The organism is Lentilactobacillus sunkii DSM 19904 (genome assembly GCF_001435575.1).
In the GTDB taxonomy this organism is placed as follows: Bacteria; Bacillota; Bacilli; order Lactobacillales; family Lactobacillaceae; genus Lentilactobacillus; species Lentilactobacillus sunkii.
Genome location: NZ_AZEA01000002.1, coordinates 65,651 through 91,553, shown reverse-complemented (window position 1 = coordinate 91,553; position 25,903 = coordinate 65,651). Strand labels below are relative to the sequence as shown.

Here is a 25,903-nt window from a genome sequence, read left to right as displayed (position 1 = left end):
CATGCCAATTAAAATTAATTTGGACAGATTACTCTTGGACCGTAAAATGAGCTTGACCGAGCTGTCTCAATCAGTTGGGATCACCATGGCCAACTTATCAATCTTGAAGACCGGCAAGGCCAAGGCAATTCGCTTCTCAACACTTGAAGAATTGTGTGAAGTGTTGGGGTGCCAACCCGGCGATATTCTTGAATATACGCCACCGACTACTAATCCAGACAATCGTCAGTAATCACAACATTTATGTAAAAAAAGTCCCGAGAAAAGATTTCTCAGGACTTTTTGTGGTTTTAACTTTAATCGACACAAAGCCGCTTAATGGCTTCGGCGTAAATATCCATTGCTTTGTACATACTCTTAAGTTCCCAATTTTCATTGACTTGATGCATGAAATCAGGGGTTCCCGGCAGCATGGCACCATAAGCGACACAATTATGCATTGTTCGAGCAAATGTGGCACCACCGGAAATTTGCGGCTGAGTATCATCACCGGTTAAGTCCTTATACGTTGACATTAAAGTCTTAACGAGATCGCTGTCGGTTGGGACATACAGTGGGGCAACGTAGTCAAATGCCTCGTAGTGTAGTCCATATGGTTCAGCAGCTTTCTTAAGCTTTTCAATCAATTCATCGTGATCGACGGTAACTGGAATCCGCATATCGACCTGCATTCTGGTCTCTTTTTTATCAATCTTGAGACTGGAAATGTTCATGGTCAAGTGACCGGATGCTTCGTCTTCGACATCACCCAACAAATTGGTAGCCGTGGCATCTTCCTTGAATTTCTTACCGAAGAAGTCGAGTACCTTGTTAGGGAAAACGTCATCCAAGGCAATTGCCAATCGCAAAACAGCGTTGGTTCCCTGAGGGGCGTTCATGGCATGGACAGCCTTGCCGACAACGGTGATACCGTCACTGCCATGATCGTCATATTTGAAACCATGCTTATCAAGAGCGGCTTTCACCTCATCCAACTTTGGCCCATTGTAAGGGGCCTTGGCAGGAACGGCGTTAAAGGCATTCTTCAAATCAATTGAGAGGTGATCCATTCCTGGTCCGACGAGATAGGATTGTTCCAAGCCTTTTTCAGCATAAATCAATGGGAATTCCGCATCAGGAGCAATCCCGAAGTCAATCGGTGATTCCTTTTGATTATATACGGCAATCCCACGCCAAAGGGTTTCTTCATCGGTTCCGAAGATGAATCGAATGCGGCAATTGAATTTATATCCACGGTCAACGAGGGCTTTAACGGCAAACATCGCTGCCATTGATGGTCCCTTATCATCTTGAGTGCCCCGGCCGTAGATGTAACCGTCCTTGATGGTTGCGGTAAACGGATCGGAATCCCAATCGTTTGGATCACCGGCTGGCACAACGTCCATGTGACCGATGACACCAAAGTTTTTATCGCCAGAGCCGATTTCAGCGTAACCATAGTGACCTTCAGGATCTTTAAAGGTCTTGAAGCCATTTTCTTCAGCGATCTTCAAAACTTCTGTCAAAGCATCATCGATTCCTTGACCAAATGGGGTGGTTTTGGAAACCGTTGCTTGATCATAAGCGGAAGGCTTGCTGACTAAGCGTTTTAAGCCTTCAACGGCTTGGCTTTGTTCTTTTTCAGTGACTAATTTTTTTGACATGTGTGTTGGTGCCTCCTAAGTTGTGGAATTTGTGGTTTTTAGGTTTTATTTTACCTTGCGGAAACGTGTGCCGACACAACTGAGGCTAACTTCTAAGTGCACTTTAATTAAACCTCCAAACCCAGGAGCTTCAATCAAAGTACCCTTAGAAACCGCCTCACCCGTTGCTCGTTACACTCTAGATCACCGCCACTACCCCTAAGAATATAGCGGTAGCCAGGAACAGGTAAACCATCAGTTTGAACATGAATTTCCACCAAGTGGTGATGTTAACGTGGGCAATTGTTAAGGCTCCCATGACAACACCTGAAGTTGGTGTGATTAAGTTAACCCATCCGGATGCGCTTTGATATGCAGTTACAACCAGGCTTGGGTCAACGCCGGCAAATTTACCCATTGGTCCGATGATTCCCATTGTTGCGGCAGCAAGGCCGGAAGTTGATGGAATCAGGAAGGACATTGGGATATAGAAGACATAGGCCAAAATAATGAAGACAACTGAACCGAGGTTGGACAAGCCCATTTCGCCCCAGTGCAGAACAGTTGCGGTAATGTTCCCGTCGTTCATGACAACTTGAATCCCACGAGCAACGGCAACAACGATGGCAACGCCCATGAAGTCGCTCATTCCGGCTAAGAATGATTCAATAAATGTCGACTCCTTCATATGGAAGACAAACATGACAATGATTGCCATTAAGAAGAAGAGGGTGGTAATTTCGGTGAAGTACCATGAACCAAACGGCACCAGGTTTGAACCAATCAAACTGCCCAGGAATGGGACATTTTGAACTGATTTAGTGAAGCTGGTAAAGAAGGTCCAGTTCTTGTTGATTTGATCCCAAGGAATTAATCCCATGATCATGATGACGAAGGTCAACCCGAACATGTAGAGAACGGCTTTTTGACGGCCGGTCATCTTAGTGCCGGGTTGGTCTTCATGATTCAAGGCAAACCGCTTGAGGTCTTCCTCACGTTGTTCAAATACATAAGATTTCGAAGGATCCTTCTCAATCTTGGCTGCGTAACGGTAAACGAACAGAATACTGATGGCAACCACGATCACAAATAACACGGCACGGGAAATAATTCCGTCACCAGGTGAAATGTGGAGTGTTTGTGAAGCAACACCGGTCGCAAACGGGTTAACCGTTGATGCTAAACATCCAACCTGAGAACCAACCAGCACGATTGCGACGGCCACAAGCGAATCGAAGCCGACCCCGATCATCACTGGAATTAACAGTGGGTAAAAGGCAATGGTTTCTTCGGCCATCCCATAAGTAGACCCACCAAGTGCAAACAAAATCATCAGCAGGGGAATCAAAACTTTTTCCTTGCCTTTGTATTTTGAGACAACAGTGGCAATTCCATCATCAAGAGCCTTCGTTTGGTTGACGACTCCCAAGAATCCACCAATAACTAAGATGAATAGAGAAACGGAGATGGCACCTTCAGTCGTGTCGTTTCCAACCATTCCGTAAATTGGGGCAGAGAAGACGTCCCAGATTCCTTGTGGATTAGAAGCAACCGCCTTATAAGTATGCGCGATGATATTGCCGGCCTTATCAGTGCTGTACTGACCAGCGGGGATGATCCAAGTTAAAATTGCTACAAATATAATAATCAGAAATAAGATCGTGTACGCCGAAGGCATCTTAAATCTACGTTTCTTTGGAGTTGATTGTTGATTTTGCATAATGCTCACTTCCTTTTCTTTTACTGATTAGATTTTACAAAATACCTATAAAGATTCTGTGAAGAAAAATCGAATTATTTACATAAGTTGAAAATATATAAAATAATCACAATAGGAATCAAAATAGACATCCCGCACGTCTTTATTATAAATAAGAAGCTATAGAATTTGAAAAGAAAGCGCTTTTAATTTTCTCATAATTCAGGTATAACCGAAAAGTCGAATAAAAAAGAGTGAACCCAAAGCGTTAAGCATTGGACGCACCCTTGCATAGTTATAAATGAAGTTAATTGTGTACTATTCTTCAATATCATTGAAGAAACTCAATAATTCTTCTTTGGTGAGATTATCTTTTTCATCGCCAGAAATATCGTAACTAATCTTTCCGTTATCTAAGACGACTAACCGATTTCCATACTTTAATGCGTCATCCAAATGGTGGGTGATCATCAAGCAGGTCAGGTGATTACGGGTAATTTGATTGTTGGTGGCAGTCATCAGTTCTTGGGACGTCTGTGGATCAAGAGCGGCAGTATGTTCATCCAACAGGAGAATATCCGGCCGCTTGATGGTCGCCATTAAGAAACTCAATGCCTGACGCTGGCCACCGGAAAGCTTACCAGTCGCGGTATTCAACCGATGCTCCAAACCGTTGTTCATGGTTGAAGTGATCTCGTGGAATTTATCCATATGTGTCTTTAGGTGACGTGGACCAAAGCCACGGTGCTGGCCCCGTTTTTCGGAAAGCAGCAGGTTTTCAGCCACCGTCATTCGAGGTGCTGTGCCCATCTTGGGATCTTGGAAGACTCGGCTGAGGAAGCGGGTTCGGCGTTCAACCGACATGTTGGTAATATCGCGGCCGTTTAAGAGGATTTGACCTTCAGTAACGGGGATGTTGCCGCCAATGACGTTGAACAAAGTTGATTTACCAGCGCCGTTTGACCCAAGAATTGTGATGAAATCACCGGGAAAGACTGATAAATTAACGTGATCCATAATGTTAATCTGCTCAGGCGTTCCTTGGTTAACTGTGACAACAATGTCTTTTAATTCAAAGATTGGCTCAGTCATGCTTGCTCATCCCCTTTACTAAAGTGTGGCGGATTCGGAAGCGTTTCTCCAACACCGGGAACATCATGAACAGTGCCAGGACAATGGCTGAGATCAGGTTCAAATCGTTGGCATTGAAGCCTAACTTGAGCACTAACAAGATCACGAATCGATAGAGGATACTACCAATCGTAACAGCGATCAGCCGTTGATTCATGGTTAAGTCGCCAAAGACCACTTCACCAATGATGATGGAGGCTAAGGCAACAACGATGACCCCAATTCCCATGTTGACGTCGGCAAAGCCGTTATTTTGGGCAACCAATGCCCCACCCAAACCGATCAGGCCATTGGAAACTCCAAGGCCCATGATTTGCATGGCATCGGTACTAATCCCCAATGAACGGGCCATGTTGGGATTATCACCAGTGGCGATAAAGGCTTGCCCAAGGTTGGTCTGTAGGAAGTAGATGATTAACGCAGTCACGATGGCGACCACGATGATTCCCAGAACGACGCTGTCAAAGTAGGGCGGCAGTGATTCCAGAAAGTGGGTTTTCAACATTGTCGGTTTATCAAATAATGAAAGGTTGGCCCGTCCCATGATTCTTAAGTTGACTGAGTAAGCAGCGGTCATGACCAGGATTCCAGCCAGCAGGACCGGAATCCTTCCCTTGGTGTACAGAAGTCCAGTGACCAGGCCAGCCAACATGCCGGCCACAAACGCGATCAGGGTTGCAACCAGTGGGGATGCACCTGAATAAATAGCGGCGACACAGGCTGCTGCGCCCATTGGAAAGGTTCCTTCAACGGTCATATCGGGGAAATCAAGGATTCTAAAGGTGAGAAACAGGCCGATACCGACGATTCCCCAGGTTAATCCTTGGCCGATGGCTGATACGATAATGCTCATTTGATCAATTCTCCTTTTTGACGAGCTTCTTTCAATAGGTTAGTAGGGACTTTGATGCCCAACTTGTCAGCTTGCTTTTCGTTGATGATTAACTTTCCATGACGGAAGAACTTGATTGGCGTTGATGATGGCTTCTTCTTACCCTTCAAGATCTGGGCACTCATCTTACCGGTTGCAACACCCAGTTGATATTGGTCGATGCCGTAAGTGGCAACGCCGCCCTGCTTAACCATGGTATCAACGGCAGGGAAGACTGGAACTTTGGCGTTGTTGGCTGCTCCAACCAGTGTCTGCATGGCACCGGCGATGGTGTTATCGGTTGGTACATAGATAGCATCAACTGAACGAACAGCTTGTTCGGCAACTTGGGTCAAATCATTGGTGTTGGCAATGGAGTAGGCCTTCAAACGAACGTTTTCCTGTTTGCACAATTTAACGAACATCTTGTATTGGGCAACCGCAGAATCATCGCTGGAAGTGTAGATAATTCCTAAAGTCTTCATTTTAGGCATGAACTGTTTAATTAAATTAAGCTGTTCCTTAAGCGGCGCTTGATCGGAAACACCAGTGATGTTGCCGCCGGGCTTATTATTGTTCTTAACTAATCCGGCACCTTTTGGATCAGTAATGGCACCCAGAATCACTGGTTTTTTAGTAATCGTGTTGGCCAACGCCTGAGCAGATGGGGTGGCAATTCCGATTGAAAGGTCGGCATCTTCATTTGCAAACTTAGTGCTCATGGTCTTCAAATTACTCTGATCATTTTGGGCATTTTGGAAATCAATCTTGATATTCTTGCCCGGTTTGTAGCCCTCTTCTTCAAGACCGTGGATGATTCCCTTATGGATGGCATCCAAAGCTGGATGTGACATCAATTGGAGAATTCCCACGGTTGGCTTGGCCTGTGGCTTTTGTTTCTGGCTGCTTTGGAAAAATGCAAAGCCCAAAACTGCCACAAGAATGACGATAACGCCTGAAATCAAATATTTTTTCTTCATAATAGCTGTCTCCCTCAATATAAATAATTTAAAAATACCCATCATTAACACGAACAAAAAACGAGTATTCCGGTCAGACCGAAATACTCGTGATTAGTCGGCCTGCCGGAATCATCTGTACAGACCGTTCGTTTTCCGAAAGATTGCCGGTACAGATGCGTTCATGATCGCATGCTTAAGATCAAGTCGCATCTGCATCGATGTGACTTGTTACCGGCTTTGCCAACTGCGATTAACAAGTGAACTCATAGCAATCTTTCCTTTCGTGATAGAATACTATAATTTTAAATGATTACTTATCTTTCGTCAACATGTGAGGTTAATTAATATGACGAAAATGAATGCGTTATTTAACACGGGCGTAACCTTAATATGGTAATCTGATATTGAAAGAGGGGGCATTTGATGAAAAAACTTTTTAAACTGATTGGCGTGATGGTGGCGCTTGTCGGATTGGCCGTTATTGCCAATCCGCAACCGGCACAAGCTGCCAGTGGAAACTACCGCGTCAAAACACTAAAAACCTACATTCAAAAAAGCAATTCGGGTTCAGACGTTGCTTTTCACGCAAATCCCAAGTCCAAGGCAACTTTGTGGATCAGCAAACAAAACGAAAACGCAACAACAATTAAATCATCTGAGTTTCGTAAGAACGGAATTAAACTTTCCAAGTATAAGACGACAACCTGGTTTGTTCAAAAAAGAGTACGAATTTATCATCAATCGAAGAGTGCCACTTACTATTATGTGGCCAACCGTTATGGTAGCTTTTCAGGGTATGTCCGCACCAACGCGTTAAAGCGCGGATTCAGTCCTTATGGTTACCAGATTACCAGTATTAAATGGTATGGGAAATTTACGTCCTTTCATGTTAAGGATGCATATAAGAACAAAAATGTGTACATGTGGAATTACACCCATACTAAGAAAGTGGCCAATCTAAAGCATTATCCTGGAGCAAATTATGTTAAGACTGCCGATATTGTGATGCGCCACAATGGCAAGAATACCAAATACGTTTATCTGGATGGTTCTCCGCATGGGACGGATAAAAGTATTCACGGATATGTTCCCGCAGTGGCAATTGCCACAGGGCTGAATCCCGATCATACCGGTATGAATTTTGTTTCCATAAAGGATTTTGTGAATAACACTGACTTTAACAAGTACATTCAAACTGGTAAAAACCAAAAGTTGGCTAGAGAGATTGTTAAACTATTCCCGAATTCTCAACCGGATTTGGGACTATCGAAAATTGCCGTATATAATTACGATCATTTTGACGAGAGCTTTGACGCAGAATGGGATCCAATCAGCACAAAAGGATATTCTGACATCAAAACATTTCCAACCATTCAAAAGTGGTTATATGCCAACCGAAATGCTTCCAACGCAACCAAGATCGCCGGAATTAAGAAGTTGTTGAATAAGGAAGGATATACTGCCAGCAAGCGTGACGCCCTATCCGGATACAAGCTTGGTATTCAAATCGTCAATAATATTTCCTTCAACTATCCAGAACATGATATGTTTGGGCGGAAAGTTAGCTACACGTTTATTTTGGGAAAAGTTGATAACAGTTAGATAGTGAGATTGAAACAGGGGGTATTTGATGAAAAAAAAGATTAAACTGATTGGCGTGATGCTGGCGTTTGTCGGATTGGATATGATTGCCAATCCACAACCCGCCCAAGCTGCCCATAACGGCTATCGGGTTAAGGTTTTGAAAAATTATTATAAAGATTCATCAGAAAATACGTACCATGCTAATTTGAAATCAAAGGCCGCTATTTGGTCGGGCAAACGATATCCAAGCGATACTCAAAGAGACTTTCAAAAACGACTTTATAAAGTTTCGAAGTTAAAAGGGGTCACGCTGTTCGTTCAAAAGAAAGCTCGGGTTACTCATAAGAACACCAAAGCCATTTATTACTATGTTGCTGATCGAGCCGCCGGCCACCAGGGATGGGTTCGTCCCAGCGCATTGATCAAGGGAGTCAGCCCATACGGTTACCAAATCATCAAAGAGAAGTGGGGGAACCAGATGGCGACATTCCACGCCAAGAATTCCAAGCAAAATGTGTATATTTGGAATTGGCGTCACACCAAGAAACGGGCTAATTTGAAGAACTATCCAGCTTCCAATATGCGTCGAAAAGCAACTGTTACTCTTCGTCATAACAAGAAGCAAAGTACCTATTACTTTGTCACAATGTTTCCGGATGGCAACACGCCAATTCGTAAGAGCGTATCCGGCTATGTTGCTGCCTCTCAAGTTGAAGCTGGACACAATATGAATTATTCGCAGATTGAATACACCAGTATTGATCAGTTTACTGATAGTGCAGACTACAGCAACTACATTCAAAATGGTAAGAAGCAGAAACTTGCACGAGAGATTGTTAAGCTATTTCCGAACAGCCCCGTTGATTTAGGTTTATCACGAATCGCCGCATATGATTATGATTCTTTTAACAATACGTCAGATGGCGATCCGAATCCAATCAGTAAAACGGGTTACACGGATATCAAAGTATTCTCATCAATTCAAAAATGGCTGTATGCCCATGAGACTGCATCTAATGCCACTAAGTTAACTGAAATCAAGCAGTTGCTCGATAAAGAAGGCTACACCGCAAGTAAGCGGGCTTCGTTGTCCGGTTATAAGCTTGGTATTCAGATTGTGAATAACATTAAAGGATACGATGGCGAAAGTGATGATGCCAACCACTGGAACGGCTATGTATTGGTCCTTGGCCGTCCAGATAATAACTAAATCGTTTCCGAAAGAAAAGACAACTCGGCTGAGTTGTCCTTTTTGATTTGATTTCAATTATGCAGAATTCTTGTTCCGCCACAGCATTGGAATTGCCAGTGAAATTGTGGTGAGGGCAATAATGATGAGTGTTAGGACAGGGATGAGAAATGAAACGATCAAAGCTGCCAACATTCCGCCATATAATGGCAGACGAAATCTGAGTGAATGGGTTAAATCTTTTTTGATTTCCGGATTGTCTTTTCGGATCTGTCGATTCAGCATTTGGTAAGTAATCGACCACAACAGCAGGATAACCGAATAGGTAATTTCCGGCAAGGTGCTGTTGGGAAATTCACCGATCCAGGCCGTTGTAAATGGCGTCAGAGTCATGAAGAAGATCCAGACACCGTTTAACGCGTAGGCATTGTTGGAAATCATTTTTGCCTTGGCAAATATTCTGTGATGTGAATACCAGACCATATAAATTAATGTAAAACTGACCATATATGATAGGAATGCCGACCATAGATGGGTGAGTCCAGATAGTGAAACGTTGTTGGGTACCCGGATCTCCAGAACCATGATGGTGGCAGCAATGGCTATGATTTCATCAGTGAAAGACTCCAATCGCGATTTATTCATGATGACCACCTCACGTTCAGTATAACATTGTTGGCATGTGGGCTTGAGGTGGGTGCTTTGCAATTTGTTTAATTGAATTCAGACCTTTCAAACAATAAAACGAGCTCGCAGATCACCCCTCGGTGAATCCAAGAACTCGTTATTTGTGTTATCCAATTAATTTCTTCGCCAACGCATATCCCATCTTCTGGGCGGTTTGCGGTGTTGGATGAATCTCATGATCTTGCAGCGTTACATCTTTATTTTGATTGTTAATGATATTTGGAGCGAACTGCTTGAAGTTGATCACTCTGGCACCCATTGATTTGTACAGCTTGGCTTCTGCGACTCTCAAATCATGGTAGGTGTAACCGTACATGTCGCCCATGTTTTCACGGTTCATGCCGTTTGCATCATATCGGGAAATCGGCAGAATCCCATAAATTTTGGCATGAGGGTTTAACTTTTTAATTACCCGAACGTTGTACCGGAGATGGCGCATCACGTTCTTCAAACTGCCGGATCCGGAATAGTTGGTGTAGTCGTTGGTCCCAATATGGATGAAAATCATGTTCATGTGCTTGATCGCATTTCGGTGAGCCTTAACCGCGGCATGTAAATCTTGGGGAACCAAGGTTGTTCCGATGTAGGCGTACCGGTTGCCGACAATTCGTCCGCTTGGGCAGGCAAAATTATACACTTTGGTGTTTGTTCCTAGGTATTTTGCTGTCCAGTCGGGATAAGAGCTGTTGAAGTAAAAGTGATAACCATCCCAACCGGCTGGAATTGAATCACCAAAGACACCAATCTTTTTACCGGTAAATTTGTTCCCAGCCTGCTTTAACTTGATATTATAGGATTTGGATGTAATATTCTTAACCTGAGATCGCAGGACCCAAAAAGTATACTTTTGGTTGGCGCTGCTTACTCGGTAGACAATTTTGACCTTACCACCATAAATTAACTTCGCAGTTTGACTTCTATACCAGGCAGCTTTGGCGAATTTCCTGCTGCTTACTGATTTGGCCAAATGCACATCAGTATAAAGCTTGGCGTTCTTCTTCAAAGCGAATGCGTGTGGCAATGCTTGCGTCGTGTAAGCGACTTGAACACCAGCTTTGTCAGCGGTTGGATGGCTATAAATGCCAAATGAAATTGATGCGACAACAACGGCTGCGACAAACAGCTTAATGTGTCGATAAAAGAAATTATTCATTAAAATTTCAGTCCCCCAGAACACTGATACTAATTATTTTTCACTATATCATAAGGTTCGATAAGACCCAATATTTTCAAACTCTATAATATAATATCCAGTCTTGATTTGCCAATTATACGACGAACATCCGTCGACATTCAAGTGAAACCAAAGTAATAAAAGAGTCTTTTCATTAAATTGCACGCATTGGCCTCAATTTTTACAGAAAGCGCTTTATAAAAATGATAGAAGGGGTATGATAAGTGAAAAGAGTTATGAATATGATTACATAAAGGTCCAAAATTAGGGAGGTTATGAACATGAAAGCTTTATCCTTACACGGCGATTATGCAATGATGATTTTGTTAGGGGAAAAGACAGTCGAGTATCGATCTTGGTCAACGGATTATCGAGGGAAACTGTTGATTTGTTCTTCGGCAATGAAGATTCGAGGCACAATGCCGGGGTACGCAACTTGTGTGATTGATTTGGTAGACATCAAGAATCCGGCACCCAGACAGTATGAATGGCAGCTTGGAAAGATATATGATATCGAACCATTTCCAGTTAAAGGCAAGCTTCATCTGTATGAAGTGCCTGACGATAAGATTGTCTATCACCCAGAAGTGGATGACGATCACCATCCAACCCAGGAAATGTTTGATGATTACATGAAGAAATATATCGATCCCCATATTTACTAGAAACTAAAAAGTCTTTGAAGTGACCTATGCAGTCAACTTCAAAGACTTTATTTATCTATCACTATTCAGCCAGTGCTTTTGCTAAAGCGTAGCCCAACTTTTGAGCAGTTTCAGCGGTTGGATGGATTTCGTGATCTTCTAATGTCACATTTTTGTTCTGATCGGTAATGATATTCGGGGCAATCTTCTGGAAATTGATGACCTTCACACCACGGGCCCGATACAGCTTCTGTTCCTCGTATCGCAATTGACCATACGTATAACCGTACATATCCCGCATGTTCTGGCGATTTCTGCCGTTTGCGTCATATCTTGAAATTGGCAGGATACCGTAAATTTGAGCATTCGGGTTCAGCTTTTGAACGGTTGCCAAGTTATGGCGTAGATGGCTGATGACGTTGGTCAACGAGCCTGATCCGGAATAGTTGGTGTAGTCATTGGTCCCAATTTGGATGAAGATGATGTTCATTTTCTTGATTTGATTTTTCTTATCGGCAATAACCGCTGATAAGTCTTGTGGTACATGGGTGGTACCTAAATATGCCCAGCGGTTGCCAACGATTCTTGCACTTGGGCAGGCAAAATTGTATACCGACGTTCCGGTGCCCAGATATTTGGCAACCCAGTCAGGGAATGAACTATGGGCATAGAAATGAAAGCCATCCCAACCGGCAGGAATCGAGTCGCCCAAAACGCCAATTTTTTGGCCAAGAAAGTGACTTTTGGCAGCTTTTAATTTAACGTTATAAGATTTTGAAGAGATTCCCATCAGTTGTGATTTGGCGACCCAAAAAGTATGGGTCTGCTCAGTATTGGTCACTCTGAATATTTTACGAGTTTTCCCGTTTAATGTTAGATCAGCTTCTTCGGTTCGATACCAGGTGCTCTTTAGATAAGGCTTGGCACTGACCGCTTTGGTTAGATGGACGTCGGTGTAAAGCTTGGCATTCTTTTTCAATCCATAAGCATGTGGTAACACTTGGGTCGTGTAATCCACCTGCACCCTGGATGTATCCGCAGTAGTGTGGCTTGCCGGTTGATTTTTAACCGTAAAGCCAAATAGAGTGGCACCTAGTGTTGCCAAAGCAATGGCCCCATAGGTGACATATTTGTAAAATCTTGTCATGTTATTTCTCCCCAGAAATATTGATGTGGTACTTTGATGAAAGCGCGCTTGAAAGCCGCGTGAAACCAGATTTGATACTAACTCTGATATTATACGACAAATTGTTATAAAAGTTTATAAGTTTATCCAATAACCGTATAAAAAAATCCAATAACCCTAGAGAATCAAGACAGGCGTAGTGATCCGGCAAAATGAAAAGATTTTCTAATGGTATTTTCTTTCATCGCAACTTATCATAGTAGTTGAGGTGATTGTATGAATTTTAAACAAGTTGTGTTTGATAAAGAAAAAGGCATCAAATTGGATATTTATGATGCTGACAGTGACGTTGCCTTACCCGGGATTGTTATTCTGCCCGGCGGAAGTTATAAGACATTTAAAGAACGGGATGCAGCTCGAGTAGCGTTGACTTTTCTAACCAAGAGTTATCAAGCTTTCGTGGTTGAATACCCGGTTAATGAAAAGAAAGATTATCAAGAAGCCAAGCAGAGTATTGAGATGGCTTTTGATTACATTACCAAGAACGCCAAGGACCTGAACGTGGACACCAATAAATTGGGTGTTATCGGCTTTTCAGCCGGCGGTCAACTGGCTGCAGCTTATTCCAATGAGAAGGATACCAAGGCAAAGTTCGCAGTATTAGGCTACCCAGTTCTCACTCAGGCATTGGACGAAAAGATTGGTATTCACAGTGAAGATGTTACTAAGCAGGTTACTAAGAACACACCGCCAACCTTCATCTTCGGTGCCCGTGGCGATCAATTGGCACCTTATGTTGACCATATTTATCCATACACTGATGCGTTGTATCAGAATGGTGTTAATTTTGAAGTTCATCTGTTCAGTACTGGTGGCCACGGTTTCAGCCTTGCCAACAAATTTGTTGGAATCGTCAACAACGACCGTACCGATGATCATTTTGCCAAGTGGTTCCCACTATGTGTTGAGTGGCTTCAGACATTATAATAGATTTTTAAGCTTAAATGGATATTAAACGAGCACCAAACTCAGGATTGACTGGGTTTGGTGCTCGTTTTTGATTAGATGATTAGTCATCGTAACTATTTTCAATTAAGAAGCGTCTTGATAGCTCAACCAAAATTGGCGTCATTGGCGTTGATAGTTCATTCCAGTTGCGATCGACAAATGGTTTGAATTTATTGAGGGCACCCTTGTCCAGCTTCTTGGTGTCGGTTAAGAGGTGCCGCAATTCCAATGCGAACTCTTGAAGGGTAACCTTCTCGGATTGGCTTTTAAGTGTGCTGCGAATGGCGGTGAGCTGTGTCAGGTAGCCATCGAATTGAGTTGTTTCTAATTGGGCTTCTTCTTTTGGAAAGTCGACGGTATCGCTGTTACTCTGTTGATGCTTGAGCTCCTTAAGATAGGCGGTTCCCTTGTCGGTCAGCCACTTATCCGCGTGATTATCGAACAATTTAACGCCGTCTACAAAATCAATATCAAAGGTGGCTGTCAACACCTGTTCATGCTTTTGATCCATTTTGGCCAATTCATTCAAGATTTGGGGCGCACGATAGTTGTTGTTTTTACCATAATCGATTAACTTTTGCACTGTTTTCAGATTGACATGGTTAGGCTGCGTCTCCAAAAAGCTTAAAATGAATTCTCTCATCCGATCTTCAAACTCCATAAATAATCGCCATCCTATTCTTATATGTGTTAGCTATGAAAAAGCTTCATCTGAATATCTTGATCATAATTACCGAATCCGTGGCCGAAAATGGTGCAGCCGCCTTTGTGCTTGGCGTTGTCTTTGATCGCGAAACGAACGGTAAAAGTCGGCTGTTTCCAGTCGATGTCATCGATGGAAACGTCGGTGAACGGCTGGCCATCAAGATAGCTGCCGTGGTCGGTAATCCGAACAACTTTTAATTGGCCGTATTGGTTAACGTTATCAGGTACCCAGGCCGGCGTGTACTTCCCACGAATATCGGAAAAGTCACCAGGGCTGGTCCATGTACCAACTTCAACATTATTAATATAAAAGGTGATGTCTGAAGGCCAAACGTTGTTGGAAAATGGAAATTCAGAACCGAGTTCCATAGAAAGATCGAGCATTTCCAGCTTGTCTTTGTCCTCCAGATAATTTGGAAACTGATACTCGACGAAGCCATCAGTCCACCAAATCATGCCGGCCTTAATTCGATCGGGGCTCATGAAATACTTTGGGTTGTCGACTTTACCAATGTAGTCGTTTTTGCCGGCGAGACCACAAGATGGGGTCACCGAGTAATCGGTAAACTGGCCCACTGGAACCTGCGTCTGATATTCCGCAAATGCGGGGTAGATCGTCGTCGAAAAGTGGACGTTAATGTTATCGACTTTCAGATAAGAAATTTTACTGTGGCCTTGTCGTTCAAAACCGATAATCCCGGCATCGGCAAGCTTGTTTAAATGCATCAAGATGATTGTACTACTTAGTTTCAATTTACTGGATAATTCTTGGACGCTCATTCTCTGTGATGACAATGTCTGGATGATTTTAATTCTCACGGGACTGGCGAGCGCCTTATAGACCTCTAATGAGTCGTTGGAAATATCTAAGTCCACCTTTGTGACCTCCTGCTCAAAGTTTACGTTTTAATTAATCGGGTATTTATTAAGTCTGCTTGTCTTTAATAGTCTCAATCAACATAAATATTAATCTTAAAATTGAAACCGTTTACGAAACACCTTTATCTTAGCAAAACTGTGATTCTAAGTCAAAAACAATCAAAACATTTACATAATTGCTTGTCGAAAGCAACAACTGGAAATATTATAAGTATGTGCACAGGTGATCGAAAGGTCACTTAACAAATTATAGAAAAGAGGATTTTATATTGACAGTCTATACAAATCCGCTGATTGTTCAGCGGGCCGATCCATATATTTATAAACATACAGATGGCTATTATTACTTTACTGCCTCTGTTCCGGCATACAACTTAATTGAAATCCGCCGTGCCAAAACTTTGGAGGGCCTTGCGCATGCTGCACCACGGACAATTTGGCGCAAACATGAAAGCGGTCCCATGAGCCAATTAATTTGGGCACCGGAAATTCACTACATTGATGACAAATGGTTCATCTATTTTGCGGCTGCTGAAACAACGGCTTTCGATAAGAATGGTATGTTCCAACACAGAATGTTCTGTATCGAATGTGACAATCCTGATCCAATGCGGAGTGAAGATGACTGGACTGAGCATGGCCAGGTTGAAACTGGCATGGACAGTTTCTCATTGGATGCAACCTGCTTTGAAGCCAACGACAAGCTTTACTATGTTTGGGCACAAAAGGATCCCGAGATTAAAGGCAATTCAAACATTTATATTGCTGAAATGAAAAATCCTTGGACTCTTAAGACAAAGCCCGTTATGTTAACGCAGCCTGAGTTTGACTGGGAAACAAAGATCTTTTGGGTAAATGAAGGGCCTGCCGTTATTCATCGAAACGGTCGTTTCTTCCTTACTTACTCTGCTAGTGCAACAGATGAAAATTATTGCATGGGGATGCTAAGTATTCCCGACGACCAAGATCTTTTGGATGCAAGCAATTGGACTAAATCCAAGAAGCCGGTCTTCCAAAGCGACATGGCCACTCACCAATATGGTCCTGGCCATAATTCATTTACAGTCGGCGAAGATGGTAAAACCGATATTCTTGTTTATCATTGCCGTGATTATACCGACATTAAAGGCGATCCGTTATACGATCCCAACCGTCATACAAAGGTTCAGGCGTTTAACTGGAATGATGATGGAACCCCTAACTTTGGTAAGCCGGTTCCTTATAACTATGATTAACAAATAATTCAGGAGGCATTTAAATATGCAAAATAGTGCAGAAGCACCACAAAAAAAGCAAAATAAGCACTTTTGGGGATTCCCATTTTCACACTTTAGTTACTTCTTCATTTGGGCAACCGTTTATGGGTATTTGACCCTTTGGATGGAACAAGTTGGCCATTTGAATGGAACTGAATCGGGTCTTGTATTTTCAATGATGGCTGGAATTTCGCTGCTTTTCCAACCTGTGTTTGGTGTTTTATCGGATAAATTACTATTCAAGAAAAATTTAATTCTTACGATCTCTGTTGTTGCAATTTTTATTGGACCATACTTCCAGTGGTTATTCGTTCCATTGATGCATATTAATGCTGGGTTGGTTGCTATTGTTACTGGTACCTTCTTAAGTTTCATCTTAAATGGTGGTGTCAGTGTTATTGAACAATATGTACAGCGTGCCAGCTTAGCTAACGGTTTTGAATATAGTCACTCACGTCTAGGTGGTTCAGCCGCTGGAATTGTTGCATCATTAGTTGCCGGACGTTTGTTCCTATGGAAACCAGATTCAATTTTCTGGGCATGTACTGCTGCCGCAATTGTCTTGACATTCTTACTTCTCTTTAGTGATAAGGTCAATTTGGAAAATGCTGCTGCAGCCGGAGACACTTCTAACTCACTCGATTGGAAGACAGTTACGTCTGTTTTCAAGATCAAGAACTTATGGATCCTTGCTATCTTTTATATGGGTGCTTCAGCAATCTTTGATGTTTTTGACCAACAATTCATTATTTTCTTCAAAACATTTTTTGATACAGCAGCACAAGGTACTTTGGTATACAGCTACATGACTTCAGGTCAAACGGTTATTGAATTTATTTTAATGTTCCCAATGCCATGGATTATTAACAAAATAGGTGCACGAAATGGGCTTATCATTTATGGATTCTTAACATGTATTCGTATTCTAGGATCAGCATTATCACCGACATGGGGATGGGTTGTATTCTTTAGATTAATTGCTGGACTGGAAATGCCATTGCTTCTTACTTCGATCATGAAATACATTGCAGGGGCATTTGACATTCGTTTATATGCTACTGTATATGCTTTAGCTTCCAACTTTGCAAAGCAAATTTCGGTGTTCATATTCTCATCTGTTGCTGGTAAGTTGTATGACGTTATCGGTTACCAACACACTTATGTTTTGATGGGTATCATGGTATTTGCCATTACCTTATTTGCTGCGTTCACTTTGAAGAAGGAAGATCCAGTCCAAGCTGGTGAAATTGAGGCTGATAAAGGCAAAGAATCTGAAATTGAGAGTTCTAAAGAGTGATGTAACAATTCTTTGAAATGGAGGGATGAGTTATCAAATCAACATTATTCATTGACCGCAATCAAACAATTTCTAAGATTGACCCCAGAATGTGGGGATCCTTCACAGAGCAATTAGGACGATCCGTTTACGAAGGAATCTACCAACCAGACCATCCAACTGCCGATGAAGACGGATTTCGAAAAGATGTGATTGAAGCTGTAAAGAAATTGAATGTTCCATTAATCAGATATCCAGGTGGTAACTTTGTGTCAGGCTATAACTGGGAGGATGGTATTGGTCCAAAGGATCAGCGCCCGACTAAACTTGACCTGGCATGGAGAAGTAAAGAAACCAATCAATTTGGCCTTCATGAATTCATGAAGTGGTGTCAAAAAGTTGGTGCAAAGCCTGATATGGCCGTTAATCTTGGGACTCGTGGTATTGATGAAGCTCGCAATTTAATCGAATATTGTAATTATCCCAAAGGAACGTACTGGAGTGACATGCGTCGACAAAATGGTGCTGAAAAACCATTTAACATTAAGGTATGGTCCCTCGGTAATGAAATGGATGGCGACTGGCAAATTGGGCATAAGACCGCTTACGAATATGGTCGCTTAGCTCACGAAACCGCCAAAGTTATGCGTCTTGTTGATCCTGATATCGAATTAGTAGCGAGTGGAAGCTCGTTGAGAACGATGCCTACTTTTGGTACTTGGGAGGAAACACTTTTAGATCATGTTTATGATGATGTAGATTATCTTTCCCTCCATCAGTATTATGACAATTATGATGATAATCTGGCTGAATTTTTAGGAAAGTCTGTCGATTTTGATGGCTTCATAAGTGATGTTGTCGCTGTTTGTGATGCAGTCAAGGCCCGTCGGCACAGCAATAAACGGATTAATTTATCAATGGATGAATGGAATGTTTGGTACCATTCAAAGGCTGATGATGACAAACAGGCACCATGGCAGGAAGCACCCCACCTACTTGAGGATCATTATAACTTTGAGGATGCATTACTTGTAGGCAGTCTCGCAATTACCCTCATGAAACATGCTGACCGTGTAAAGATTGGGTGTTTGGCTCAGCTGATTAATGTCATTGCACCAATTATGACGAATACCACTGGCGAACCATCAGTTTGGTATCAATCAATCTTTTATCCATTCATGCAAGTTTCAAATTTTGCTCAAGGAATTGCGTTGAAATCCCAACAAGATGTTCCTGCGTATAAGGCAAAAGACTATGATGTACCTTACACTGATTCAATGGCAACTTTTAATCCTGATAAGGATGAATTAACAATTTTCGTGGAAAACAAGTCCAAGGAAAAAGTTGAATTTGAATCCACGTTAGCAAACTTTGATGTGACAGGTATTGTTGAAGCAACACAGTTTTGTGGATATGATATCAAAAAAACAAATGAAGATCAGTCAATGAAGTTACAGACGCTATCAAGTATAACGGTTTCTGACAACAAAGTATCTGCCAACTTAGAGCCACTTTCGTGGAATGTTATTCGTTTGAACGCAAAAGATTAATGTTTCGTGGTTATTGAAACCATTTGTAAGTCACAATGCTTCAAGTGTTTCACCCCATAAAAAATCACACTCAATTCGAGTGTGATTTTTGTGTCTAATAAACTTTTTCCCCAGCCATCCAAGTTTCCTCAACCCGAACGTCTTTGATTTCATCGTGTGGAACCGAGAAAATATCGCGATCCAAAATGACAAAATCACCTGCATATCCCGGTGTCAGCTTGCCATTCTGTTGGAAACCACCAATCTTGGCCGGCCAGCTGGTATACGCGAGAACCGCTTCTGGAACGCTGATGGCCTCTTCTGCATTGACCACGTCACCGTTAACTGCAGTTCGAGTCACGGCGGCATAGATGTTGACAAATGGACTGTCAGGTTCTGCCCATGGCGTACATGGGGCATCCGAACTCAAGGCAAATTCGGCTTTGGAATCCATCATTGATTTTACTCGGTAGGCTTCCTTGAACTGTTGTGGTGATAAATAATTTCGATACGATTCATCTTCTGCGAAGAGGAAAATCGGTTGGGTCACCAACGCATACTGCATGGTTGCCGTATTGATTTGATTGAGCATTTCATCACTTAAAATAGAAGCATGTTCAATTCGAATGGATGGGCGGTCTGCCAGCCATGGTTCCATCCTATCGGTGACATCTAAGATTAACTGAATAGCAGCGTCACCCATGGCGTGAATGGCAACTTGCAGATCATGCGCTTTTGCGTAGGCAACGGTTTGTTTGAGTTTGGTGGCATCAGTTAGGCATACACCATTCTTACCGCTGGGGTAGGGTTGGCTGTTATAGGCGGTTTCACCGGAAATGCTGCCGTCCATGAAGACTTTGATGCCCGCAATTCTTAGTTGATTGTCCTTGGTTGGCTTGAGCTTAGTGTTTCCAGCCACTTCATCATAAACGTAGTAAATCGATGACTTGGGTTTGAAGCCGGCTTTAACCGAATCCTGATAGAGCTTTAGTGAATCGTATGGTCGAATTCGACCCATCATTTCACCGATAGCGACAATTCCATTTTTCAGATAGTGCTCGGAGCTGTTCACCATATTATCCACGTCGCCTTGATAGCTTTGAGCAGATTTGGCTTTGATCAGTAACTGGGTGGCTGCCACCTCCTTCATATAACCGTTAGGGCGTCCATCTGGGAAATGGCCGATAAAGCCGCCAACCGGATCGGGCGTTGTGGGGGTGATGCCAGCCAGTTCTAATGCTTTTGAGTTACCAATTGATGAGTGACAATCTGATCGGTAGACAAAAATCGGCTGAGTGGTGGAAATTTCATCCAGATCATCGACTGTTGGGGTGCGGTGCTCGGCTAACTTGGTCTCATCAAAGCCCCAGCCTTCAATCCAGGTATCAGCACCTTTGCCCAACGCTGGCGAATGCCGCAGGGCAGTCTTCATATCTTCAATGCTATTGACGTTTGGCGGGGTACAAGCAACCCCGTGCAAAGCATCGGCAATGTACTTTGGATGGGTATGCACGTCAATTAAGCCTGGTAAGACCGTTTTACCGTTGAGGTTGATGGCATCCGGATCACTGATTTCATTTGAATCCCCAATCCAAGTTACTTTGCCGTGTTCAATTTTCATTGCTGAAACGAAGTTGGTTGTCCCAGTTCCCATGAATATCTTTCCGTTAATAAATGTTGGCATCATAATTCTCCTCGAAGGTCATTTTAAATCTATTATTCATTATAAATGGTGGCGATTGCAAGCCTTATCTTTGTGGAAAATCGTGTGGCAAAAAGCTATCATTAAATTATCAGCTTTTATTGAAGGAGTAAATCGATGGAATCTTTAGAGTCGCATACCTTAAATGCATTTTCGAAAAATATTGAATTGACTGATCACCAAAAATCCGTCCTTAAGCAAATTGATGACTTTACCCGCACCCATCTGAAAGAAGATGGACACGCTGTGTTTGTCTTGATGGGGGATGCCGGCACCGGTAAGAGTCTGATCCTCAACCAACTTTTTACTGAGTTGGCTCAAGAAGTGGATGATTCTTACTTTCTGGTCAACCATCCAGAGCTTCTGAAAGTATACCGCGAGCTTGCCGGCCAAACACCCAACATGCTGAAGAAATATTATCAGCGACCGACCAGCTTCATCAATCAAATGCACAAGCAGGACAAACACGTGAATTTGACGGTGGTCGATGAGGCTCATTTGTTATTAAGCAAGCCAGATCACTACAATAATTATTATGGTGACAACCAATTGAAAGATATCATTCAGCTGAGTAGAGTCACGATTGTCGTCTTCGATCCTCACCAGGTACTGCGGACGAAGAGTTTTTGGAACAAGGCCCGATTGGAAAAGTTGATCGAACCCTACCCGCATGATTTGGTCCACCTAAAGCAGCAGTTTAGAATGCAGGCCAGTCCCAAGTTGATGGATTGGCTGGACCATTTCATTGATGGGGATGTGATAGGCCACGTGCCTTCAGATATCGGGGATTACGACTTTCAGATTTTCCCGGATGCTGAGAAGATGTTTCAAACGATTACTAAAAAGAATGATAAATACGGCTTATCACGGATGACATCTACCAGCGGCTATCCTTCGACGTTGGATGGCGGCAAGCACCTGGTTAACGAGGGCAACTTTCATTTGCCTTGGGACCAATATAATTTCACCAGCACCCCTTGGGCCGAACAGCCGCAAACCATCAATGAAGTCGGCAGTATTTATACTGTTCAGGGATTTGATTTGAACTACATCGGTATCATCATTGGACCGCCATTTTATTTAACTGCTGATAACCGCTTGGGCGTCGATCCCAGCAAGGTGACCGATGTGGAAATCTTCAAGCATCGCGCGGACATGAGCCCCGAAGACTATGAAGCAAGTAAGGTTGAGCTGCTCCGGAACTCTTTGAATGTTTTGCTGCGGCGGGGAATCAAAGGGATGTATCTGCATGCTCATGATCCTAAGCTTGAAAGTTATCTGGAACGGATGGCTCGAAAATAGTCGTGATTCAAAGTAATTGACGGCTTTTCACTATCTGGTTATCCTTTGGTTAAACGCATGATTATCAGACGGGGGATTGAAAATGAAGAAGGATACAATTATTACGACAATTGTCGTGGTGGCAGTTGTCGGCCTGCTTGGTGGCTTTTGGCTTGATTATAATTATGGGAATACTTATTATTACGGCCAGGTTAGCGGCCACGTTGAAAGAATGGAAAAGGCCCCGGCCGGTTATCCAAAGCGATATTATTATATCGTGAACGGATGGGACAAAGACGGCAATCATAAACGGATGGAAGTCGGTTCCATCAATGGTCACAGGTTTGTCAAAAATCGGTTTATTAGAATTGGCTGGTCACGAGTCAAGAAGGTTAATCAATATGAGCAGATTACCTATAACCAGATTCCAAAAGCTGCCAGAGATAAAATTGTGAATTCAAAATAATCCCATAAAACAAAGGACAACTGAAAATTCAGCTGTCCTTTATTCTATGGAATCAAATTATTCATCATGTGTAAGGCAATACTGTATCGAATATCTCGGAAATGCATGTACGCAAACGACAGGCAACATCCCAGAATTGAATACATGATCCACGTGGCATCAAAGCTCAGTTCATGGGCAAAGCCGAAGATCGCGCCGCTGACTAAAACGGCCAAAATATTATTCAGCCGATTATCTTTATTGAAGAAGTAGTTCATAAAGATTCCCCGGAAAATGAGTTCCTCAAAGATTGGGGCTAAAAACCCGGCGAAAAAGATGTTTAAGACGGGATTTTTCATTTGAGCGGCGTTAACTGCTTGCTGATTGCTCGGCAGAGTCAGAATGTGTTTGGAAATCAGCCACTGCCAGAAGATTTGGACAGCTGTCATCAGGACAAAGATCCAAATCAATTGGGCAATTCGTTGGGCGGTTGGCTTCTTTCTGCCAATCTTTCGGGGGTTGTTAGCGTCAAGCTGCTTGCCATACCGCCAGCCGATCAAAGCTAGACCACCGGCAATCAAAACTAGTGAAAAGCCAAGCAGGTGGCGGGCATCTAATGGCTTCTTGACGTAATCACTGGCAATTTCAAAGACGGATTCCACAATTAGATACACAGCCAAAAACCCGATAAATTTCAGAACCTGCAGCGATTTAGTTGAGAGATACCTGGTTATATCCATTATCTAAACTCATTAACCTCGATGCGGTTCTTATCAGGATCGAGAATCGTAATCGAGTTAACGTTTCTCCTTACTTCGGTTTTCTGGGTTGGTTCATCGACAATATCGACGAAGTAATTGATGAGGTGGGCCTTAATATCGACCATTTTATCTTTGGCGATTAGGCCAAAAGAAATCGGATTATCAACGGTTTCTTCCTGTCTAAAATCCAAAAACATTTTGTTAAGGTCGGCACCCTTGTCACCATTTGGCAAGTCGACGATTTTTAAATCAAAAACCTCGTGGTAAAAGCGCAGGCTGGCTTCTAAATCTGAGACTGGAATCGTAATGTACTCAATTTCTCTAATATTCATTATTTTTCATCCTTTAAAAAGTGATGTTTACATTATATACCTTCAAAATTTCTTCGCACGATTAGTTTGACTACTATAGGAAACAAGAGTAACGTAACAAAATGTATGTAGTATTCGAATTAATTAAGGAGTGAACTTTTTTGCCATTACTATCCGTATCAAATCTTTCAATGAGTTTCGCCGAGAAAGATCTGTATAAAGATGCTGAATTTACGCTTGAAAAAGGCGAGCACATGGGCGTGGTCGGTCAAAACGGAGTTGGAAAATCAACTCTGATTAAGATCATCACCGGAAGCGAACTGCCGCTTTCTGGAGATATAAAGTGGCAGAAAAACATCAAGATTGGTTATTTGGACCAATATGCCGACGTTGAGGAAGACTTGACCCTCATCGACTTTTTGAGAACTGCTTTTGCCGATCTCTACAAAACCAGCGATCAATTGAATGCACTGTATAACAAGTATGCCGAGACCGCTGACGATAAATTGTTGGAGCGGGCTGGGAAGCTTCAAGATATTTTGGATTCAAGCGATTTCTACAATATTGATACCAGAATCGAACAAACCATTACAGGATTAGGCTTGGATAACATTGGCCGAGATCATCTGGTTGGTAAGATGTCTGGTGGGCAGCGTTCTAAGATTATCTTGGCTAAGATGCTGCTGGCTGATCCAGACGTGATTTTACTTGATGAGCCTACCAACTATTTGGATACTGCCCAGATCGACTGGCTGATTGATTACCTTAATGGGTTCTCCGGTTCAGCCCTGGTTGTATCTCATGATTATGACTTCCTGGAAAAGATCACCAACTGTATTATTAACGTTGCCTTTGGTAAGATTACCAAATATCGCGGCAGCTTCAAGCAGGCGATGAGACAGCGGGCTGAACGAGAAGAGTTCCAGCAGCGTGAATATGATAAGCAGCAGGTTGAAATTGAAAAAGCTGAGCGTTTTATTCGTAAAAACAAGGCCGGTTCAAAGTCGACGATGGCCAAATCACGGGAGAAGAAGCTCTCCCATATGGATAAGATTGATCCGCCTTCAACCAATATCAAGGCAAGCTTCAACTTTCCATATGAAGAAACCGGTTCTCACGAAGCTTTGACTGTTGACCACTTATCGGTTGGATATAACAAGCCTTTGCTTAAGCCGGTGACCTTCACCATTTCAATGGGTGAAAAGTTTGGCTTTGCCGGATTTAACGGGGTTGGTAAATCAACTTTGATTAAATCGATTTTGGGTCAATTACCTGCCAAGGGTGGAAGCGCCAAGTTTTCACCGTCGTCACACATCAGTTACTTCAGCCAGGAACTTGAATGGGATAATAACCGCATGACGCCCATGCAGATTATTTCCGATAAGTTCCCCAAGCTGAACCAACGAACCATTCGGACCAAGTTGGCAAAGTGTGGCCTGGACGCTGCCAATGCGATTAAGCCGATTGGTGAGCTTTCCGGTGGGGAGCAGACCAAGGTTAAGCTGGCAATGATGGAATTCACACCAACCAATTTTCTGATCATGGATGAGCCCACCAACCATTTGGATGAGGAAACCAAGGAAGCTCTGAAACGAGCCCTTGACCGTTTCCCCGGTAACCTGATTATTGTTAGCCATGAGTCGAGCTTTTATGACGGATTGGTTGATAAGGTATTGAACGTTGAGCAGCTGAGCTTGAAAGAAAAGCCGGTTATTCGAGAAGAATCACAAAAATAATATAAATCACGATACCACACATTTTGACCTGTGTGGCATTTTATTACCAAAAATTATCCTTGATTTACCGGGTTAACCTGTTGTAAAATTATTAAGCATCATCAGCTCAAGGCGTGTCATGTTTTCCCCTAAATGTTGCACTGCGCCTTGAGTTTTTTTTAATTGGCGGATGTAAGCGGATACAGCTGCAGGCTGCCATTTTCTTGTTCGAAAGCTTTCGTCGATCACAGTTTTACCGGGTTCAAGTCACTGAAATCAAAGCATTCGTGTTAATATGAAAGTAACTATTGGTAAGTGCAGGCGTAACCAAAACAAACAGTGCCGT

The 25,903-nt window shown here is 42.7% G+C and carries 24 protein-coding genes; 11 read left to right on the top strand and 13 right to left on the bottom strand.

Features of this window, described 5'->3' with window-relative positions; translation table 11 throughout:
* Position 1 precedes the first annotated feature (1 nt).
* Positions 2-232 (top strand): helix-turn-helix domain-containing protein, encoded by a 231-nt coding sequence (locus tag FD17_RS02485; RefSeq protein WP_057823319.1) that lies wholly within the window; start codon positions 2-4, stop codon positions 230-232.
* Between the two features lie 64 nt (positions 233-296).
* Here FD17_RS02485 and FD17_RS02480 read toward each other — a convergent pair whose 3' ends face one another.
* From FD17_RS02480 to trpX, 5 genes are all read right to left on the bottom strand, one after another.
* The gene (locus tag FD17_RS02480) at positions 297-1,643 is read right to left on the bottom strand and encodes a M20 family metallopeptidase (protein WP_057823313.1); all 1,347 of its coding nucleotides are present in this window, start codon (positions 1,641-1,643) and stop codon (positions 297-299) included.
* A 178-nt stretch (positions 1,644-1,821) separates the two neighbouring features.
* On the bottom strand, positions 1,822-3,342 hold the full coding sequence (locus FD17_RS02475) for a YfcC family protein (RefSeq protein ID WP_057823310.1): 1,521 nt from the start codon (positions 3,340-3,342) through the stop codon (positions 1,822-1,824).
* A gap of 297 nt (positions 3,343-3,639) precedes the next feature.
* Positions 3,640-4,413 carry an ABC transporter ATP-binding protein gene (locus FD17_RS02470; RefSeq protein ID WP_057823308.1) on the bottom strand — a complete coding sequence of 258 codons (774 nt, stop codon included), beginning with the start codon at positions 4,411-4,413 and terminating at the stop codon, positions 3,640-3,642.
* Positions 4,406-5,305, bottom strand: coding sequence for an ABC transporter permease (locus FD17_RS02465; RefSeq protein WP_057823306.1), 900 nt, complete (start codon positions 5,303-5,305; stop codon positions 4,406-4,408). The genes FD17_RS02470 and FD17_RS02465 overlap by 8 nt, the downstream gene beginning before the upstream one ends.
* On the bottom strand, positions 5,302-6,303 hold the full coding sequence (gene trpX, locus FD17_RS02460) for a tryptophan ABC transporter substrate-binding protein (RefSeq protein WP_057823304.1): 1,002 nt from the start codon (positions 6,301-6,303) through the stop codon (positions 5,302-5,304). The genes FD17_RS02465 and trpX overlap by 4 nt, the downstream gene beginning before the upstream one ends.
* Positions 6,304-6,708: 405 nt before the next feature.
* On the opposite strand from trpX, the gene FD17_RS02455 reads away from it, so the two are divergent.
* Positions 6,709-7,887, top strand: coding sequence for a hypothetical protein (locus tag FD17_RS02455; RefSeq protein WP_057823302.1), 1,179 nt, complete (start codon positions 6,709-6,711; stop codon positions 7,885-7,887).
* Between the two features lie 28 nt (positions 7,888-7,915).
* Complete coding sequence (locus FD17_RS02450) at positions 7,916-9,079, top strand: hypothetical protein (RefSeq protein WP_057823301.1); 1,164 nt, start codon at positions 7,916-7,918, stop codon at positions 9,077-9,079.
* A gap of 57 nt (positions 9,080-9,136) precedes the next feature.
* Here FD17_RS02450 and FD17_RS02445 read toward each other — a convergent pair whose 3' ends face one another.
* Positions 9,137-9,703, bottom strand: coding sequence for a TMEM175 family protein (locus FD17_RS02445; RefSeq protein ID WP_057823299.1), 567 nt, complete (start codon positions 9,701-9,703; stop codon positions 9,137-9,139).
* A 148-nt stretch (positions 9,704-9,851) separates the two neighbouring features.
* Positions 9,852-10,898 (bottom strand): SGNH/GDSL hydrolase family protein, encoded by a 1,047-nt coding sequence (locus FD17_RS02440; RefSeq protein WP_057823298.1) that lies wholly within the window; start codon positions 10,896-10,898, stop codon positions 9,852-9,854.
* Between the two features lie 302 nt (positions 10,899-11,200).
* Here FD17_RS02440 and FD17_RS02435 point away from each other — a divergent pair, with 302 nt between their 5' ends.
* A complete protein-coding gene (locus FD17_RS02435; RefSeq protein ID WP_057823297.1) occupies positions 11,201-11,584 on the top strand; it encodes an ASCH domain-containing protein in 384 nt (127 codons plus the stop codon).
* Positions 11,585-11,645: 61 nt separating this feature from the next.
* Here FD17_RS02435 and FD17_RS02430 read toward each other — a convergent pair whose 3' ends face one another.
* A complete protein-coding gene (locus tag FD17_RS02430) occupies positions 11,646-12,710 on the bottom strand; it encodes an SGNH/GDSL hydrolase family protein (protein ID WP_057823296.1) in 1,065 nt (354 codons plus the stop codon).
* A 255-nt stretch (positions 12,711-12,965) separates the two neighbouring features.
* Between FD17_RS02430 and FD17_RS02425 the strand changes: the two genes are divergently transcribed.
* Complete coding sequence (locus FD17_RS02425; RefSeq protein WP_057823295.1) at positions 12,966-13,676, top strand: alpha/beta hydrolase; 711 nt, start codon at positions 12,966-12,968, stop codon at positions 13,674-13,676.
* 82 nt (positions 13,677-13,758) lie between these two features.
* Here FD17_RS02425 and FD17_RS02420 read toward each other — a convergent pair whose 3' ends face one another.
* Positions 13,759-14,358: a hypothetical protein gene (locus FD17_RS02420; protein WP_235803156.1), complete on the bottom strand. Its 600-nt coding sequence runs from the start codon at positions 14,356-14,358 to the stop codon at positions 13,759-13,761.
* Positions 14,359-14,387: 29 nt separating this feature from the next.
* Complete coding sequence (locus tag FD17_RS02415) at positions 14,388-15,278, bottom strand: ArsR/SmtB family transcription factor (protein ID WP_057823293.1); 891 nt, start codon at positions 15,276-15,278, stop codon at positions 14,388-14,390.
* A gap of 272 nt (positions 15,279-15,550) precedes the next feature.
* On the opposite strand from FD17_RS02415, the gene FD17_RS02410 reads away from it, so the two are divergent.
* From FD17_RS02410 to arfA, 3 genes are read left to right on the top strand one after another with little or no spacing between them, the layout of a single operon-like run.
* A complete protein-coding gene (locus FD17_RS02410; protein WP_057823292.1) occupies positions 15,551-16,516 on the top strand; it encodes a glycoside hydrolase family 43 protein in 966 nt (321 codons plus the stop codon).
* A gap of 25 nt (positions 16,517-16,541) precedes the next feature.
* Entirely contained in the window at positions 16,542-17,834 is a 1,293-nt protein-coding gene (locus FD17_RS02405) for an oligosaccharide MFS transporter (RefSeq protein ID WP_057823291.1), read from the top strand.
* Between the two features lie 32 nt (positions 17,835-17,866).
* Positions 17,867-19,363, top strand: a complete 1,497-nt coding sequence (arfA, locus tag FD17_RS02400) for an arabinosylfuranosidase ArfA (protein WP_057823290.1) — start codon at positions 17,867-17,869, stop codon at positions 19,361-19,363.
* 94 nt (positions 19,364-19,457) lie between these two features.
* Here the strand turns inward: arfA and FD17_RS02395 are convergent, their stop codons facing one another.
* Positions 19,458-21,026, bottom strand: coding sequence for an amidohydrolase (locus tag FD17_RS02395; RefSeq protein WP_057823289.1), 1,569 nt, complete (start codon positions 21,024-21,026; stop codon positions 19,458-19,460).
* 135 nt (positions 21,027-21,161) lie between these two features.
* Between FD17_RS02395 and FD17_RS02390 the strand changes: the two genes are divergently transcribed.
* Together FD17_RS02390 and FD17_RS02385 are read left to right on the top strand one after the other, a co-directional pair.
* Positions 21,162-22,346 (top strand): DUF2075 domain-containing protein, encoded by a 1,185-nt coding sequence (locus FD17_RS02390; protein WP_057823288.1) that lies wholly within the window; start codon positions 21,162-21,164, stop codon positions 22,344-22,346.
* A gap of 82 nt (positions 22,347-22,428) precedes the next feature.
* Positions 22,429-22,791 carry a YxeA family protein gene (locus FD17_RS02385; RefSeq protein WP_057823287.1) on the top strand — a complete coding sequence of 121 codons (363 nt, stop codon included), beginning with the start codon at positions 22,429-22,431 and terminating at the stop codon, positions 22,789-22,791.
* Between the two features lie 44 nt (positions 22,792-22,835).
* Here FD17_RS02385 and FD17_RS02380 read toward each other — a convergent pair whose 3' ends face one another.
* On the bottom strand, positions 22,836-23,510 hold the full coding sequence (locus FD17_RS02380) for a CPBP family intramembrane glutamic endopeptidase (protein WP_057823286.1): 675 nt from the start codon (positions 23,508-23,510) through the stop codon (positions 22,836-22,838).
* Positions 23,510-23,863 (bottom strand): VOC family protein, encoded by a 354-nt coding sequence (locus tag FD17_RS02375; protein WP_057823285.1) that lies wholly within the window; start codon positions 23,861-23,863, stop codon positions 23,510-23,512. The genes FD17_RS02380 and FD17_RS02375 overlap by 1 nt, the downstream gene beginning before the upstream one ends.
* Before the next feature lie 170 nt (positions 23,864-24,033).
* On the opposite strand from FD17_RS02375, the gene FD17_RS02370 reads away from it, so the two are divergent.
* Positions 24,034-25,578 carry an ABC-F family ATP-binding cassette domain-containing protein gene (locus FD17_RS02370; protein ID WP_057823568.1) on the top strand — a complete coding sequence of 515 codons (1,545 nt, stop codon included), beginning with the start codon at positions 24,034-24,036 and terminating at the stop codon, positions 25,576-25,578.
* Positions 25,579-25,903 lie beyond the last annotated feature (325 nt).

Coding starts and splice junctions, on each gene's coding strand:
- FD17_RS02405 (WP_057823291.1), top strand. CDS start 16,542: ATGCAAAATAGTGCAGAAGCACCACAAAAAAAGCAAAATAAGCACTTT.
- FD17_RS02380 (WP_057823286.1), bottom strand. CDS start 23,510: ATGGATATAACCAGGTATCTCTCAACTAAATCGCTGCAGGTTCTGAAA.
- FD17_RS02475 (WP_057823310.1), bottom strand. CDS start 3,342: ATGCAAAATCAACAATCAACTCCAAAGAAACGTAGATTTAAGATGCCT.
- FD17_RS02455 (WP_057823302.1), top strand. CDS start 6,709: ATGAAAAAACTTTTTAAACTGATTGGCGTGATGGTGGCGCTTGTCGGA.
- FD17_RS02390 (WP_057823288.1), top strand. CDS start 21,162: ATGGAATCTTTAGAGTCGCATACCTTAAATGCATTTTCGAAAAATATT.
- FD17_RS02440 (WP_057823298.1), bottom strand. CDS start 10,898: ATGAATAATTTCTTTTATCGACACATTAAGCTGTTTGTCGCAGCCGTT.
- FD17_RS02470 (WP_057823308.1), bottom strand. CDS start 4,413: ATGACTGAGCCAATCTTTGAATTAAAAGACATTGTTGTCACAGTTAAC.
- FD17_RS02485 (WP_057823319.1), top strand. CDS start 2: ATGCCAATTAAAATTAATTTGGACAGATTACTCTTGGACCGTAAAATG.
- FD17_RS02370 (WP_057823568.1), top strand. CDS start 24,034: ATGAGTTTCGCCGAGAAAGATCTGTATAAAGATGCTGAATTTACGCTT.
- FD17_RS02435 (WP_057823297.1), top strand. CDS start 11,201: ATGAAAGCTTTATCCTTACACGGCGATTATGCAATGATGATTTTGTTA.
- FD17_RS02430 (WP_057823296.1), bottom strand. CDS start 12,710: ATGACAAGATTTTACAAATATGTCACCTATGGGGCCATTGCTTTGGCA.
- FD17_RS02385 (WP_057823287.1), top strand. CDS start 22,429: ATGAAGAAGGATACAATTATTACGACAATTGTCGTGGTGGCAGTTGTC.
- FD17_RS02375 (WP_057823285.1), bottom strand. CDS start 23,863: ATGAATATTAGAGAAATTGAGTACATTACGATTCCAGTCTCAGATTTA.
- FD17_RS02445 (WP_057823299.1), bottom strand. CDS start 9,703: ATGAATAAATCGCGATTGGAGTCTTTCACTGATGAAATCATAGCCATT.
- trpX (WP_057823304.1), bottom strand. CDS start 6,303: ATGAAGAAAAAATATTTGATTTCAGGCGTTATCGTCATTCTTGTGGCA.
- FD17_RS02420 (WP_235803156.1), bottom strand. CDS start 14,358: ATGGAGTTTGAAGATCGGATGAGAGAATTCATTTTAAGCTTTTTGGAG.
- FD17_RS02480 (WP_057823313.1), bottom strand. CDS start 1,643: ATGTCAAAAAAATTAGTCACTGAAAAAGAACAAAGCCAAGCCGTTGAA.
- FD17_RS02450 (WP_057823301.1), top strand. CDS start 7,916: ATGAAAAAAAAGATTAAACTGATTGGCGTGATGCTGGCGTTTGTCGGA.
- FD17_RS02395 (WP_057823289.1), bottom strand. CDS start 21,026: ATGCCAACATTTATTAACGGAAAGATATTCATGGGAACTGGGACAACC.
- FD17_RS02465 (WP_057823306.1), bottom strand. CDS start 5,305: ATGAGCATTATCGTATCAGCCATCGGCCAAGGATTAACCTGGGGAATC.
- FD17_RS02425 (WP_057823295.1), top strand. CDS start 12,966: ATGAATTTTAAACAAGTTGTGTTTGATAAAGAAAAAGGCATCAAATTG.